The following is a 15092-nucleotide window of genomic DNA, read 5'->3' on the forward strand; positions in this document are numbered from 1 at the left end:
CCGGGGGAATCCGTGGATTTCGTGGCGATCTGTCCCGACCGGCCCGATTCCAACCACGGCTGAGCACCTTCTAGCCGTGGACCTCGGCGGAGTGCACCGACGGCTGATCCGGGCGGGTCGCGCCGCGCCGGGGCCCCCTCGCTGTTTGCCAGAGGCGTCGTCGCGGTGACACGGCGCACCGAGACCCCGCCGGCTGATCCCGGGAGCCGGAGGACGACATGCTCGACGAGGCCATGGTGATCGTGCTGGCGGGCGGAACGGGGGAGCGCCTGAACCCCCTCACCCAGGATCGCGCGAAGCCGGCGGTCTATTTCGGCGGCCCGTACCGCATCATCGATTTCGTCCTGAGCAACTGCATCAACTCGGGGCTGCGCCGCGTCTTCATCGCGACACAGTACAAGTCGCTCTCCTTGAACCGCCACATCCGCATGGGCTGGAGCATCGTCTCCGAGGAACTCGGCGAGTTCATCGAGATCCTGCCGCCGCAGAAGCGCGTCGGCGAGAACTGGTACCTCGGAACGGCCGACGCTGTGTACCAGAACCTGTATTCGGTGGTGCGCGAGAACCCGCGGCAGGTCATCATCCTCGCGGGTGACCACGTCTACAAGATGGATTACTCGCGGATGCTGCGGTTCCACCAGGAACGCCAGTCCGCGGTGACGATTGCCACGATCGAGATGCCCCTGGCCGAGTCGCGCCGGTTCGGCATCCTGCAGGTGGACGAGAGCGACCGCGTCATCGGCTTCCAGGAGAAGCCGAACGAACCCATTACCATCCCGGGATCGCCCCACCTCGCGCTCGTCTCGATGGGCATCTACATCTTCGAAGCGGACATCCTGATCCGCGCCCTCGAGGCCGACGCAGGCCGCGACACGACGCACGATTTCGGCAGGGACGTCATCCCAGCGCTCATCGCCGAGGAGAAGGTGTTCTCGTACCGTTTCTACGACGAGAACAAGAAGGCCGCGAAGTACTGGCGCGACATCGGCACGCTCGATGCGTACTTCGAGGCGAGCATGGATCTCGTGCAGGTCAATCCGGAGTTCAACCTGTACGACCCCGAATGGCCACTGCACACGTACCAGCCTCAGGCGCCGCCGGCGAAATTCGTCTTCGCCGAAGAGGGCCGGCGCTGCGGCCAGGCGCTCGACTCGATCATCTCGCCCGGCTGCATCGTGTCGGGCAGCCGCATCTCGGGCAGCATCCTCTGCCCCAACGTCCGCGTGCACAGCTTCTGCAACATCGAGCAGGCCATCCTCATGCCCGGCGTGCGCGTCGGGCGTCATGCCCGGTTGCGGCGCGTCATCGTGGACCGCGATGCGTGCATCCCGCGTGGCGCGTCCATCGGGTACGACCTCGAGGAGGATCGCCGCCGCCACACGGTCACGGAGACGGGGGTCGTCGTCGTCACGCGGGACGACGAGCCGATGGTGCGGGACATCGATGAGGACGCACTGCAGATCGAGATGGAAGCCGACCGCCGAGGTTCGGCCGGGGAGTGAGGCTCCTGCGCTTCCAACGCCCCCCGAACCTCTTTGCCTACACCAGCCGCATTCGACCCTGAGTTCACGTGTGTTGACCATGTTTCGCGCCCTGCGCGCCCTGTGAAACGGGCGTTCCCTGCGCGAGACGTTGATGAACACAACTGAGTCGAAGGGTAGAATGGCAGATCGGTCTCGTGCTGGTTACTCCATCAACCGCGATGGTGCCGTCGGACACGTCGACGAGGAGGATGTCAGTGAAGATTACGCAGGTGAACGGCCGGGAGATTCTCGACTCGCGGGGCAACCCAACGGTCGAGGTGGATGTTGATCTGGACAGCGGGTCGCGCGGCAGGGCCGCGGTCCCGTCGGGCGCGTCCACGGGCGTGCGCGAGGCGCTCGAACTGCGTGACGGCGACAAGCACCGCTATCTCGGCAAGGGCGTCCTGAAGGCCGTCGCGAATGTCAACGGCGAGCTGGCCAAGGCGGTGGTTGGACAGACGGCCGACCAGCGGGCGGTCGACAACCTGATGAACGCGACCGACGGCACTCCGACCAAGAGCCGGCTTGGCGCCAACGCCATCCTCGGCGTGTCGATGGCGCTCGCACGCGCCGTGGCCACGGCAAATCACGCGCCGCTCTACGCGTCGATCGGCACGCTGGCCCGCGTGCCGGCCGACCAGTTCTCGCTGCCGGTGCCGCTGATGAACATCCTCAACGGCGGCGCGCACTCCGATAGCAACGTGGACATCCAGGAGTTCATGGTCGTTCCGGTCGGCCTGCCGTCGTTCCGCGAGGCGCTCCGGGCCGGCGCCGAGACCTTCCACGCGCTGCGGTCGATCCTGAAGAAGCTGGGACTCTCGACCGGCGTGGGCGACGAGGGCGGCTTCGCGCCAAACCTCAAGGCAAACCACCAGGCCATCGAGCTGGTGCTCGAGGCGATCACGAAGGCTGGCTACAAGCCGGGCCAGGACGTCTGCGTCGCGCTCGACGTCGCCGCCAGCGAGCTGTGGGAGGACACGGGTGACGCCAACGGCGCACCGGATGCCCGGACAGGGCACTATGTGTTCCACAAGTCGGGCGACGGGACGAAGAGCCCAGCGGAAATGGTGAAGATGTACGCCGACTGGATCGGCCAGTACCCGATCGTCTCAATCGAGGACGGCCTGGCCGAAGGCGACTGGAACGGGTGGGAGTTGCTCACGCGCGAGCTGGGCGGGCGCGTCCAGCTCGTCGGCGACGACATCTTCGTCACCAACCCGGCCATCTTCAGGCGCGGCATCGAGCGGAAGATCGCAAACAGCATCCTGATCAAGCTGAACCAGATCGGAACAGTCACCGAGACGCTCGACGCCATCGAGATGGCCCGAGGCGCCGGCTACACCACCGTCATCTCGCATCGCTCGGGCGAAACCGAGGACTCGACGATCGCCGATCTCGCCGTCGGCACCGGCGCCGGACAGCTCAAGACCGGTTCAGCCAGCCGGAGCGACCGCGTCGCGAAATACAACCAGTTGCTGCGGATCGAGGAGGAACTCGGCGCGAAGGCACGCTACGCCGGGCGCGAATCGTTCAGGCGGTTGAAATAGGGATCGGGGGTCAGGGATCGGGGGTCAGGGGAACGAGCCCCGATCCCCGTCCGCTAGTCCCCTCCCAGGTTGAGCTCGCCGGTGGGTTCGCTCGCCGCGATCCTGAGCGACCGCAGGAACCGGCGATCCGCCGCGGTGATTTCGTACACGTGGGCGGCGGGCATCAGACGCCGGGACGGCGGCACGGCGGTCGTTGTCCGCCCATGGGCGACCGGCTGATTACTGTCCACGAATCCGACCGCAGCCTCGAGTGACACCTTCATCTCGAATCCGGCCGCGCGTGCCCGTTCCCGGCAGGCCTGCACTTCAGGATCACGACCGACCGCGGCGTTGATGGCGTCGATGAGCTCGCGAGCGTACCGGTTCACAGCTTCATCCACAGCCGCTTACCTCCTGCCGCTGGCCGCCGCCGGTCGAATGGACGGGCGCTGAGCGTCCGCGTTCGATCGGTACCCCATCCGCGGATCTGCGTTGTCGGAACAATGAGAACGATCGTCGACGCATTCTACGGGCCGTCCGGCCGGGTGTCAAGGAACTGACAGCAGGAATGACAGCAGGCGCCCGGTCTTCCGCGATCAACCGGAGTGACGGGCGACGTGCCGCGCCCAGAGCGAGACCAGCACCTGTTCCGGCCCCTTGGCCGCGGCATACATCTCGGCATACCGGGCGAACTGCGCGGCGTCGATCGAGCCGCCTCCCTGGGCGCCCCGGGCCTGCACCACCAACCGCATCGCCAGGAACAGCGCCTCGTGGTCGCCGCCGTGTTTCTCAAGATACGACCGCACGCCGGCAAGTGCCTCGGCGTGCTGCCCCGTCATCGACCATGCCGCAATCGACCGCCGCTGAACCGCGGCATCCTCGGGCCAGTGCCCCGCCGCCTCGCGCGCGATGTCCCGCGCCTGTTCCCAGTCGTTCACCCGAACGAGCGCGTCGAACAGCATGAGGTACGCGAGCGGCAGGTCGTTCTCTCCCGCGAGCGTCGTTTGCCACGCGCCGATCGCTTCGCGGTCGCGGCGTCCGGCCGCGTAGCACGCCCCAAGGTAGAGGGCTGCGGGAAAGAAGTCCACCGAGTTCCGCAGCGACGCCCGGAACTCACCCGCCGCCCGCTCGAGGTCGCGCCGCGACAGCAGCGCCAGGCCGCGCAGGAAGGTGACGGCCAGTTGGTCCTGTCCTGCGGGCAGGCTCTGCAGGACTGCGTCGAACGCACCGCGCCGAGCCTGGTCGATCGCCTCACGAACCCCGGACGGCAGCGACTTCCCGCCCGATGGCCCGAGGAGGCGGTCGAGGAACGGGGCCAGCACCTCTGGCGCGAGCACCTGCTGGGGCTGGAAGGAACGTGCCGTATCGGAAAACGGGATCGCGCGCGCGACTTCCGCCCGCGCGGTGCCGAGCTTCGAGGCCGACGCCAACACCTCGAACGGCCGGGACTGCCTGGTCGTCGCCCGATCTCCGGCCGACACGATGGCGTGCGCGAAGTACCGGCCGGGCGGAAGCAGATCGATTCGGATGAGTCCGCTCGCCACGCGTCGGCCTTCTCCAGCTTCACACGGCAGTGCCACGCTGAACACGGCCGGCCCTTGATCCTCCTCGCTCACCTCCATCGTCACCCGCGCTTTGCCGAGCGCCGCACGGTCGGACGAGTAGATCTCGAGGTAGCCGATGAACTCCGGCGTCGCGATCCCGCCATCGACATTGGGATTCCACTTGCCAGCCTCGCCGGTTCGCTCGTCGGCGATCAGCAGGTCGCTGACCTCGAGCGGGCCCACTCTGGCCACCGCGGCGTTGACCGCGTGCTCGACGCTCCCCCGGCGCCCGGTCTTGTCCCGCGCCGCCAGCTTGACCACGTATTCGCCCGGTTCCACGTCCACCGCCCCCATGTAGGCGAGCGGCCCCGGAACGTGCCGAGGCGCGATGATGCTCTTCTCCAGGAAGCTGCGGACCACGCGTCCCTTACGATCCATCACGGCGACGCCAACCGCAACCGGAGAGCCCTCCGCGCGATCCTTGTCGATGTCCGCGCCGATGATCAGCCGCGGCTTGGACCCCTTCGGGTCGCGTACCACGAAGGTGGTGATGCTGACGGGCAAATCGCTTGCCGCGAATGGCGAGCCGAGGGTCCGCGCGATCGCGGCTTCATCGGTCTCGTCCGTCTCCGCGGTGAACACGAACTGTCGCCTCGCGCGCAGGCTGACATCCTTGCGTCCGAGCTTCACGTCGATTCGGTGCGCCGTGCCGTCGCGGTCGTTGCCCTCGGCCTCGAAACCGAGCAGGTAGTAACCCGACATCTCGAGCGCGATCCGCGAGTAGATGGTGTCACCCTGTCCGACGACGGTGAAGATGGTGCCTCGGCTCGCGGCGACGAGCGTCTCGAAGCCCGCTGAGAGGATCTGCCGATCCGAGTCCGCCGAACCGGGAAACGACGAAGTCAGCGATCGGCTGGCGTCGGAGAGATCCACGCCAGGATTGTCGACCCGAAGGCCGTAGACGGTGGCGCGCGCGGTCGATGCCTCGGCGGCGACGTCGGTGATCTCGCTCAGCATCTCGCCCCGGTCGTCGAGGGGAATGGACTCGGAGATCAGCAATACCGTCTTCGGACCGTCGATGCGCCGGAGGCCGCGGAGGATGTCCTTGATCGCAGCCAGCGATCGTCGCGTCCGCTCCTTGGCCTCCTGGACCATGATCGGCGCGTCGCTCTCGATCATGGTGCGGCAGGCCATCTTCGCGGCCGCGTCGGGCTCGCTCGAGCACTCGCGGGTCACGACGCGCTCGAGCACGTCGGATTGGCCGGCCCTGATCTCGAACGCCTCGCCGAGCGCGACGTGCCGCTGCGGACGGTATGGCGTCAACCGGCCGACCATCCGCGTGAGCGCCTCACGGATTACCGCCCGGTTGGCGGTGACGTCCACGCGGATCCCCATGGGGATGCTGGCAATGGCCACGCGATCGGTTGGCAGCAATTGGTCGACGAACCGGCTCGCCGCGCGGATGACCGCCTGACCGCTGCCAGACCTGATGTTGCCCTCGTCGACGAGAATCAACACCAGGCGACCTGGCGCCTCGGTCGTCGTGTTGGAGCTGAACAACGGACGCGCAGGGGGCGCGGCTGCTTCTGCCTGCACGCTCTTGGGCGCCGGACGGGCGTACGACACATAGGTGGCCGACACGACCCGCCGCGGCTTGCCGTCCACCATGATGGTGAATTCGCCCACCTGCAGGCCTTCGATGGGATGGCCCCGCCCGTCCACGGCGTTGACGTCGACAACCACCAGGTCGACGCCCGCCTTGAAGGTCGCCTGCTGCTGCGCCCCCATCGCACCGCTGCAGACGACCACCATCGATAGCACCACGCCGCACGTGGCCGTCATGTTCATCGGGTGCTCCCCGAAGCCGCTCGATACCCCTCGCGCGCCCGCACCGTGTAGCTCTTGTCGGTCACCTGCACCTTGATGCGGCGCCAGACCCCGTCGTGTCTGGTGGACGGCGGCGTATAGCTGAGCAGGTACTGGTGCGCGAGTTCGTCGAGGATGCTGTTGAACGCATCGCTCAAGCGGTCGATGTCTTCTGTGAAGAACGCCCGGCCGCCGCTCTTTCGCGCCAGGCGCTCGAGAATCTCCCGCAGCGCCAGGTCCCTCGTCCCACGGCCCTGGCCTATCGTGAACAGCACGGCGTCACTGCGCTCCAGGCGCCGCTCGACGAATGGCAGCGTCGTCCTGCTGGCCGTGTCCTCGCCGTCGGTGAAGATGACGAGTGCGCGGCGACCGCGCTGGCGGCCGAGCATGTCCACCGCCTTCACCGTGACGTCGTAGAGCGCGGTGCCGCCCCACGCCGCGAGGCGATCCACCGCCTTCTGGCGCACCGTCGGGTCGGTCGAGGCGCGTGTCAGCGCGAAGATGTTGTCGTTGAACGCCAGCAGCGTCACCTTGTCCTCGGGACGCAGCGCGCCGAGGAACGCCGTCACTGATCGCTTCAGCTGCAACATGGACGGTGTCATGCTGCCGCTCACGTCGAGCGCCGCCGCAACTTCGAGCGCGGCGTTGCCCGCCGCGAAGTACTCGATCTTCTGCGGCACGTCGTCTTCGTAGATGCGGAACTGGTTCTGGTGCAAGCCGGACACGCTCGCACCGCTTTCGTCGGTCACGCTCACGGTCACCTGCACCGCGTCGACATCGGTGCGCTCGGTGTACCCGGCGTCAGTCGTGCGGATCGTGGCCACCAGACGCTGGCCGCCCGCCACCGTCGCCACCGCGCGAATCTGGTGTTCGGACACGGCGTCACCCGCATCCCACGCGCACTCCCACGGCGGTCGGTCGAGCGAGCAGATCAGCTTGCCGTCGGCGTAGATCGCCACGCGCACGGGTCCCGCGGGCGGGTTCCTCACTTCCACGCGCACGGTGAGAATGCCGCTCACGTAACTTCCCGCCGGCGGGTAGACGATCTTGACGGAGGGTTCACCCGACTGCGCCACGACCAACGCGGTCAGCGCCAGCACCGCAAGCGCCGCGCCCCGCAGATGCAGCCGCCAACCGAGCGGCCGACGGCCTGCCGCCGCACGGCGGCACACGGACCTCGCCGCCAGCGGATTCGGCGCAGAACGGCGGGCGGCGGAACGAAGACCCTCGTTGTTCATTGGCGCGTGTCCGGGACCAGCGGGCCCCCGGTGGCCGTCAGCGCCGCCACCTGGTCGATGTATCGCTCGTAGGCAAGCATCCGTGCGGCGTGCGGGAAGGCCAGCCAGTCGTCCGGGTACGCCGGCCGCGCCAATTCCACCAGGTCCTGGGTCGCCGCCGGCAACAGCAGCGCGACAACCGACGCTGGGACACGAAGCTGCGCGGTCAGTTCCGCGAGACGCAGGGTGAGGTCCGGCAGGGCGGCCGGCAGTGTTGGCGCGGCAGACAGGCGGCCGTAGCCATCGGCGGGCGGGTCCAACGGAAAGCGGACGGCCAACGAACCGTCCAGACCGTGTCTGCACACGCCCCACGCATCTGGAACGAGGTCGCCCGCGTCGAGGCCGACCCACAACAACTCGGTCAGAGTCAGCCGGTCCGTCAGGCCGTCTCGTTGACGGCCGGCCAGCCACGCGAGCGCGTTCTGCCTCCGGGGATCGAGACGCGCCGTTTCAGCCAGCGCCAGCCAGTGCGATGGACCGGTGAGCGCGCGGATGCGCTGCCGGCCGCGCTCGATGTAGCCGATGACGCGGTCTCGATCCACGTCGAGGTGGGCGGCCGGACGGACATTTACCGCCGTGAGGGCGAATGCCTGCTCGTCGCGTCGGATCACCTGCCGCGCGCTGAGCGGCTGCTCGGTCGACAGCCGCTTGAGCGAGAACCTGGCGAGCGCGACGTCGAGACACAAGAGCGATCCCTCGAGATGCCACGGCGCGCCGCCGCCGACGCGCTCGGCCGGAAGGGTCCAGGCGGGAGCCTGCGGACCGACGGCCAGGCCCTGCAGGCGAAAGTCGTGATCATCGGCGGGGTTCGGCCCGAGGAGGGTATTGTTCTCCGGGTCGCCGATGTGCGCGGCATAGGCCAGCGAGCGAAGGGCGCCGGCCAGCAGCCCGTCGTCGGGCGCTTTTGCCCGGAGTCCGAGGCCGTCGTCCAGCCGCGGCCCCGTGAGCTTCTCGCGAACCTTCAGCAACCGAGACAACTCGGCACTCGCTGGATCGATTCGGTAGGTCTGGTCCTCCCACCGCACGATTGTCATCGCCCGCGCGTCGGCTGAACGTGCGCCGGCAAGCGCGTGGAGCACGACGTCCTCGGCCGATTCCGGCGCGCCGATGCCGACGGTCTCCCGGAGCGGCGGCAGCAGGCGCGTGACGATCCAGTCGGCGACGCTCGGGCCGAATCCCTTGCCGGGTTCGAAGGGCAGTCCGATCAGCGACTCGACGAGGCTCACAGCATCCGCGTGATCGAGCACTCCATGGAACGAGCACCGATCGATGACCGCCAGTGCCCCCTGGAACTGCGACAGCGCAACGACCAGCCGCTTGTCGTCGCCGATCGCCGACATGGCCTCGGCCCTTCGGGCGGCCGCCACGTAAGTCCCGGCCCGAACGACGCCGATGCGCTCGAGCGTCAGGTGCAGCGCTTCGAAACGGGCGTAGCTGCGGACGGCTCGGAGGACCGACGATCCGTCCGACGCCGCGTTGCCGAAGAGGCGCTGCGCGAAGCAGACGGCATGGGACCGCAGCCGACGCACCCGCGGTTCGTGAGCGAGGACGACGCGTGCCAGCGTCGCGGCATCGACAACCGCGTCGTCGCCGGCGCCGGCGTCTGTCGACAGGTTCTCGCCGAACACGTCCTCCCAGAACCGCCTGGCCGAAGGCGGAGACAGCCGTCCCTGCGGCGTCACCTCCACGAGTGACAGCAGCAGCCGCAGGTCGCCCGAGCGGCGCGAGAAGGGGCCGATTTCGAGCGACCACGCGGGGTCGACCGTCGTCGCGGTATTGTAGAGCTCTCGCAGGTGCTTGATCCCGCTTTTCGAGTCGGAATTCGGAAGACCGAGCGCGAACTGGAGGCGCGGGCCGTTCAGTTGCGCAATCGTCGTGTAGAAGGCCGCCAGCCGGCCGGCGTCGCGCGTGAGGAGGTGGCGGATGAACGACGCTGGGTCGTCCGGTTTCGCCCCCACCAGCGCCGCCCACCACGGCTCGGCGATCTGGCCGCCCGGCACCAGCACGCGGCCCGCCGAAACGCGGAGGCCCGGTGCGGTGGCTGCGAAGGCACCGGGCGTGACACGGTCGACCAACAGGAGAAGATCGCGGCTGCGGCCGATGAACTGCAATGTGTCCGCGTCGAGCGCCGCAAGGCCGTAGTAGACGAGGCTGGCTGCCCGATCGAGGAGAACCACCGACAGCAGGTGCTCTTCGCTGACCTGTTCTTGCAGGATGATGTCCCGCCAGATCGCGGGAGTGAGCGGAAGCGGCAAGTCGTCCGCGATATCGGTCGACGCCTGTGCGCGAGCGGTCGCACCAAGGTAGGCGAGCAGCCCGTCCCGACGCGAGATCGAGGGAGCGTCCTGAGGCAACTCGCCGTGGAGCACTCGGACCAGTTCGAGCGGCACCCGAGCCGGCTCGACGTGCGCGTCGAATCCGGCCAGGCGTGCCAGCGCTTCGACCGAGCCGGCGAACCGCACGGTGGCCCACTCGGGTACACGCCGGTCTGTCGTCGCCGCGTCCGCAGGCGAGCCGCCCGACCAGACGACCGGCAGCATGAGGATCGTGCAACAGACCGCGCGGGCCACGAGCATGATGAGGACCGGGGACCTTACAGGCCGGATGTAGCCGCATGCTATGTGGGGATCGGCGGAGTGTCAAGGTGGCTGGCTCGCTTCTCGAGGGGATTTGGTCTTCGATCTTTCCTTCATCTTCCCTTGATGTGGGACGTGTGACTCTGCCCGACGCCGCCGGCGGCAGCCAGGCGCAACCCGGAGACCTCCCTCTCCGTGCTCGTGGAACAGCTCTGTCGGGAGAGATCGGGCGCCTGACGAGGGGCGCCAACGACCTTGTCGCGAGTTGCTGCAGGCGGCTCCTCAGTCGCCCGTCGGAACGACACCCGCCGCCTCAACCATCAGGATCACGCTTCGTTCGGGCGCACGCGTCCGGTGCATCACGCCGCGCGGCACGGTGATGCCCTGGCGGGGGAGGAGTTCGACGGACCTGGCTTCGAGGTCCACGATGAGGCGACCTTCGACGACGTAGAAGAACTCGTCCTCGTGGTCGTGCTTGTGCCAGTGATACTCGCCGTGGAGGACGCCAAGCCGCACGACGGCATCGTTCACGCGGGTCAGCGTCTGGTTGTACCAGGAGTCCGTGCAGGCTTCGACCAGTTTCTGCACGTCCACGGTTTCGAGCGGCTGATAGTAGACGTTGAGGAACGTCTTGTACGGGTACTGTGCCGGGTCGGCCATCTGGCTGTCCTCCTGCAGGCGCGCGCATGCCCAGAACAGAGTGCCAGCAAGCGGCCCCCGAGGGCAACGTCGGCGCCACCGCAGCAAAAGGCAGCGTTCGGGTCGTCCCGTCGCTACCGCTTCTCCGCCACCATCCGGACGAGCCGCGTCGGCTGCGGGTCCCAGTCCGACATCCCCTCGGCGTCTTCGAATCGAACGAGACGAAAGGCATCGAAGGCGCGCCGGAGGTCGGCCGGGTCGATGTCCACCGGCCGACGGCGGGGTGCGGCGCTGTCGGATGCGAAACTCTCGACCACCACGAGGCCGCCGGGCTTTACCGCGCGATGCAGCCGTCCGGCATAGGCAGGATCCGTGATGGCGACTGGACCGTAGATCACCGCGATCAGGTCCCAGGCGTGCTCGCCAAAATCGAATCCCTCGTCCGACTCGCGGCAGAGCGTCAACTGAACGCCATTCCGCTCCGCGTTCGCCCGCGCGACGGCGAGTCCCTCCTCGGACACGTCGATGCCCGTCACGTCCCACCCGGCGGCCGCCAGCGCCACCGCGTTGCGGCCGTGACCGACCGCCACTTCCAGCGCGCGCCCAGGTGCACGTGATGCAGCCACCGCCATCAGCAGGGCGTTTGCCTGCCCGGTGACATTGGGCGCACCGCTTGCGTAGATTCGGTCGAACAGCAGCGGCCAGGCCTCGGAGCGGCGCCGCATCTGCGCGAGCAGCCCGCCAATCCGCCGCTGCACGTCGCCCTGTGCCAGGCCCTCGGCCGAAAGCGCCTGCCCGTAGTGCTTGAGCATCTCCTCGGGCCCGGGCAGCGGGGGAGCCGTCTGTAGGAAACGCAGGAAGTGCTGCCACACGCCCTCGTCTGGAGGCGGCCCCTCGGCGGGGCTGCCGTGAAGACGATGGCGACCGCCGGGCGTCGAGCCGTCGAACTCGTTCGACTTCCGTCGCGGAATGCTCAGCGTCTGCCACCGCGGTCCGGCATAGTGCTTCGCCAGCAGAACGATCTGGCCCACGTGAGCCGCATAGTGCGTCAACTGCCGGTTGACTGCCTGGAGCACCGAGTGCGCCTCACCCCGAATTCGCACGGTCTGCTGCAGGTCTCCCGGCGCGAGCGAAGTGATCGCGTCGAAGACGCGCGTCCAGCCGTCCTCCCACGCGGCCGTGATGGCGGCGCGCGTCTCGCCCGGCTGGTTGACGAACTCGTTGTCTCGTTCGCGGTCCGGCTTCTCGCCGTCCGACGTGAGAAAGTCCGTCCACCGGGAGCGCATGTTCCCGGCCAGGTGCTTCATGATGAGCGCGATGCTGTTCGTCTCGGCGTCCAGCGTGGCGAACAGGTGGCCATCGTCAACCTGTGCGATCGCCTTGTCGGCCTGCGCCTTGAGCTTCCGCAACTGCAGGAGCGCATCGTCGAGAACGTGCTGCTCGGTGGTCATGGCTTGCCCTTTCGCGCTTCCTCCTCGCGAGTGCGGGCGGGAGCGCTGGTGCTCGGCGAGTCAATCGGGTGACTCGCGGCCGGTACGTTCGAGTGAGAGAGGTGCAAGTGATGATCAGAACCGATCGCCGCGTCCGGCGCAAGCCCGAGCCGCAGGATGAGCGTGCGCTACGGACGCGCGGTCGATTCGAACCGGGGTCAGCCAGCCCGGGTGCCGTTGGGAACCGCTCGCTCCGGTGTGGCCAGGACTGGGGTGATGCCGTCCGCGAACCCGATATCGAACAGCATGCCTTGCGAGACCTCGCCCGCCATGCGCTTGGGCTCGAGGTTGACGACGAAGAGCGCTTGCAGCCCGACGATCTCCTGCGGATTGGCGCGTTCCAGCTTCATGCCGGCGAGGATCGTGCGCTGGTGGTCGCCGAAGTCCACCGTGAGCCTGAGGAGCTTGTTCGACGTCGGGACTTCGTCGATCGTGACGATCGTGCCGACTCTGACATCGAGCTTCTGAACATCACCAAGCGCGATGGTTGGCTTGACCGGTGCCTGCGTGAATTGGTCCACTCGTCTTCCTCCCTCAATCCCCGCCGAGCGTTCGCGCGACAGCCACAACCGCGGCCATGCGCTCCCGCGTCTTCCCCGGGTCGAAGTGCCGGCCCTGCTCCTCCCACTGCGCGTACGCGCCCGTGGCATAGGCCGACGTTGCCAGCAACCCGAGTACGGCGTCTCTCGCACCGGGTTTGCCGAGGACGACCTTGGCGCCGGCCTCGTCGGCCGCCTTGACGCGGGCCGCCCGGTCGAATTCCTCGTCACCGATCTCGACGTCGCGAAAACCGAACAGCGCCTTGCCCATGCGTGTGAACACACCCTCCGAGCCGATGCGCAAGTCGAACGGCAGCGGCTTCGGGTAGTCGGCCCGGACCACCGTGTACTTCGTGTTGGTCTTTCCCGAACCGCGAGAGTCGGGGTAGATGGTGACCTCGACACCATCGGCCGTGCCGGCGATGCACAGGGCTCCCTTTGCCGGCAGTTCGGCCCACTTGCGCAGACCGGCAGGAATCTTCTCGCGCGCCTCGCGTGCGGCCTGGCGCAGTGTCGTTGGAATTGTCCGGTCGACCGCTTCCATCCCTTCCAGGAGCTCGAACCCCAGGGCGGCCGCCAATTGCCTGACTCCCGCGTCGGCCCTGCGCCGCTGCCTTCGGACCAGCGCACCGCCGACGATGACAATCAGCAGCATCCAGACGACGATGTAGAGGATGGGCATAGTGAACCTGAAGAGTTAGGTGCCGCGACCCGCAGGCCGGACACCGCGCGCTCGTCGTGGTCTTGCCGGGGCGCTCCAATTGTCCTCGTGTCGCAAACAGCGTGCAAGGACCACGGTCACTACTTGACGCGGGCCGACATCAGGAGCGAAAAGCCGTCGAAGCGGTATTCGAGGTAGCCGTCGGTTGGGACGGCCTTCACCCGGCGCGCCGCCACGTCGCGCAGCGCATCGTCGAGCCGCGTCAGGTACTTCGGATCGGCGACCGGGAGGTTGTGCGCCGGGAGCAGCAGGTCGAGTGTCGGCACGAGGGCGGCAAGCCGCGCCACGGACGCGGAATAGGCGCGGACGTTGGTCTCCGGGATGTAGAGGTAGATCGGACCCAGGTAGAACGTGTCGCCTGTGAAGAGCAGCCGGTTCGCCCGGTCGAGCAGGCAGAGCGAATCAGGCGTGTGCCCGGGCGTCATCAGGACTTCGAGTTCGCGGCCGCCCAGGTCGAGGCGCTGCCCCTCGCGGACGGTTCCCGTCGCGCGCCACGGCCTGATCCGGTAGGACGCGCGGGTCACGCCGGCGGGCAGCGGCCCGCACAGCCGCTCGGGCGCGAGCGCATCCCAGGCGGCGTAGTCGTTGGTGGCGCCGGCCGCGTTCTTTCGCGCGTAGTCCACGTCCACGTTCAGGATCCGGGGAAAGTCGGCGTTGCCCCCCACGTGGTCGAAGTGCGTGTGGGAGTTCAGCACGGTGACCGGCAGGCTCGTCAGGCGGGACACGACCTCGTGCATGTTCCCGACGCCGATCCCGGTGTCGAACAGCAGCGCCTGCCTCGTGCCGACGATGACGTACGAGATGACCTCTTCCCACTGGCGCGGTTCGTAGATGGCGAAGACGCCGGGGCGAATGCGGTAGACCTCGAACCAGGGGTCGGCAGACGGCACGCGCGCGAGCGACGCGTAGCCCGGACGCGGCAACTGCCGGCACCACCCAGGCCTCAGGGGCTCGTCGCGCGCGGCCTGCCCCGCGATCGGCGCACCGGGAAGGGCCAGCAGGCCCCACACGGCCACGTACGCCAGGACGAGACGCGATCGGCGGTGCACCATCGGCGCGATTATAGCCCGCGCCGCTGCAGTCGCACCGTGCGGGGTCCAGTTGCCGTTCCACCTCCCGGCGTTCCTGTGCCTGCGGGCGCAGGGTGCCGCGCAGGCCGATGTCCTCGGCTTCTACCCCCCGCACGATGCCGCCGTCGTGGCAGCGGGGGAGGCGTTTGTGGCGGACGGCGCGATGGGGTCGGCCGTTGGCCTCGTCCCGCTGGTTGCGTGCGCCAATTTCTCGGGTCTTCTGCCCGCCCGCGGGGCGGCTCGTCTGGGAGCTTCACGGCCTCTGTCGACGGCCCGCCGGCGCCTGCGGGGATGATGCAGGTTCGCCGCCTGCGGGTGAGC

The 15092-nt window shown here is 68.2% G+C and carries 12 protein-coding genes; 3 read left to right on the top strand and 9 right to left on the bottom strand.

The genetic code is table 11. The features are described 5' to 3' along the window. Positions 1-218: 218 nt before the first annotated feature. Entirely contained in the window at positions 219-1502 is a 1284-nt protein-coding gene (gene glgC / locus VGK32_04370) for a glucose-1-phosphate adenylyltransferase (GenBank protein HEY3380977.1), read from the top strand. 230 nt (positions 1503-1732) lie between these two features. Next, on the top strand, positions 1733-3070 hold the full coding sequence (gene eno / locus VGK32_04375) for a phosphopyruvate hydratase (GenBank protein ID HEY3380978.1): 1338 nt from the start codon (positions 1733-1735) through the stop codon (positions 3068-3070). Positions 3071-3123: 53 nt separating this feature from the next. Here eno and VGK32_04380 read toward each other — a convergent pair whose 3' ends face one another. The 9 genes from VGK32_04380 to VGK32_04420 form a co-directional block, all read right to left on the bottom strand. Continuing rightward, on the bottom strand, positions 3124-3438 hold the full coding sequence (locus VGK32_04380; protein HEY3380979.1) for a hypothetical protein: 315 nt from the start codon (positions 3436-3438) through the stop codon (positions 3124-3126). Between the two features lie 207 nt (positions 3439-3645). Continuing rightward, positions 3646-6441, bottom strand: a complete 2796-nt coding sequence (locus VGK32_04385) for a VWA domain-containing protein (GenBank protein ID HEY3380980.1) — start codon at positions 6439-6441, stop codon at positions 3646-3648. Continuing rightward, positions 6438-7697, bottom strand: a complete 1260-nt coding sequence (locus tag VGK32_04390; GenBank protein ID HEY3380981.1) for a VWA domain-containing protein — start codon at positions 7695-7697, stop codon at positions 6438-6440. The genes VGK32_04385 and VGK32_04390 overlap by 4 nt, the downstream gene beginning before the upstream one ends. After that, complete coding sequence (locus VGK32_04395; protein ID HEY3380982.1) at positions 7694-10312, bottom strand: hypothetical protein; 2619 nt, start codon at positions 10310-10312, stop codon at positions 7694-7696. Before VGK32_04395 ends, VGK32_04390 begins: the two co-directional genes overlap by 4 nt. A gap of 282 nt (positions 10313-10594) precedes the next feature. Then, positions 10595-10972: a cupin domain-containing protein gene (locus VGK32_04400; protein HEY3380983.1), complete on the bottom strand. Its 378-nt coding sequence runs from the start codon at positions 10970-10972 to the stop codon at positions 10595-10597. Positions 10973-11085: 113 nt separating this feature from the next. After that, positions 11086-12402 carry a DUF1572 family protein gene (locus tag VGK32_04405; GenBank protein ID HEY3380984.1) on the bottom strand — a complete coding sequence of 439 codons (1317 nt, stop codon included), beginning with the start codon at positions 12400-12402 and terminating at the stop codon, positions 11086-11088. Positions 12403-12599: 197 nt separating this feature from the next. After that, positions 12600-12962 (bottom strand): hypothetical protein, encoded by a 363-nt coding sequence (locus VGK32_04410; protein HEY3380985.1) that lies wholly within the window; start codon positions 12960-12962, stop codon positions 12600-12602. Positions 12963-12975: 13 nt separating this feature from the next. After that, complete coding sequence (locus tag VGK32_04415; GenBank protein ID HEY3380986.1) at positions 12976-13662, bottom strand: hypothetical protein; 687 nt, start codon at positions 13660-13662, stop codon at positions 12976-12978. 119 nt (positions 13663-13781) lie between these two features. Further along, on the bottom strand, positions 13782-14753 hold the full coding sequence (locus tag VGK32_04420) for an MBL fold metallo-hydrolase (protein ID HEY3380987.1): 972 nt from the start codon (positions 14751-14753) through the stop codon (positions 13782-13784). Between the two features lie 49 nt (positions 14754-14802). On the opposite strand from VGK32_04420, the gene VGK32_04425 reads away from it, so the two are divergent. Beyond that, positions 14803-15066 carry a hypothetical protein gene (locus VGK32_04425; protein HEY3380988.1) on the top strand — a complete coding sequence of 88 codons (264 nt, stop codon included), beginning with the start codon at positions 14803-14805 and terminating at the stop codon, positions 15064-15066. The last annotated feature ends 26 nt before the right edge of the window (positions 15067-15092 follow it).

The sequence above is a fragment of the Vicinamibacterales bacterium genome (assembly GCA_036504215.1).
Lineage (GTDB): Bacteria > Acidobacteriota > Vicinamibacteria > Vicinamibacterales > Fen-181 > FEN-299.

Excerpts from the sequence above, each read along its gene's own strand:
- glgC (HEY3380977.1), top strand. The coding sequence starts at position 219 with ATGCTCGACGAGGCCATGGTGATCGTGCTGGCGGGCGGAACGGGGGAG.
- eno (HEY3380978.1), top strand. The coding sequence starts at position 1,733 with ATGTCAGTGAAGATTACGCAGGTGAACGGCCGGGAGATTCTCGACTCG.
- VGK32_04385 (HEY3380980.1), bottom strand. The coding sequence starts at position 6,441 with ATGAACATGACGGCCACGTGCGGCGTGGTGCTATCGATGGTGGTCGTC.
- VGK32_04390 (HEY3380981.1), bottom strand. The coding sequence starts at position 7,697 with ATGAACAACGAGGGTCTTCGTTCCGCCGCCCGCCGTTCTGCGCCGAAT.
- VGK32_04395 (HEY3380982.1), bottom strand. The coding sequence starts at position 10,312 with ATGCTCGTGGCCCGCGCGGTCTGTTGCACGATCCTCATGCTGCCGGTC.
- VGK32_04400 (HEY3380983.1), bottom strand. The coding sequence starts at position 10,972 with ATGGCCGACCCGGCACAGTACCCGTACAAGACGTTCCTCAACGTCTAC.
- VGK32_04405 (HEY3380984.1), bottom strand. The coding sequence starts at position 12,402 with ATGACCACCGAGCAGCACGTTCTCGACGATGCGCTCCTGCAGTTGCGG.
- VGK32_04415 (HEY3380986.1), bottom strand. The coding sequence starts at position 13,662 with ATGCCCATCCTCTACATCGTCGTCTGGATGCTGCTGATTGTCATCGTC.
- VGK32_04420 (HEY3380987.1), bottom strand. The coding sequence starts at position 14,753 with ATGGTGCACCGCCGATCGCGTCTCGTCCTGGCGTACGTGGCCGTGTGG.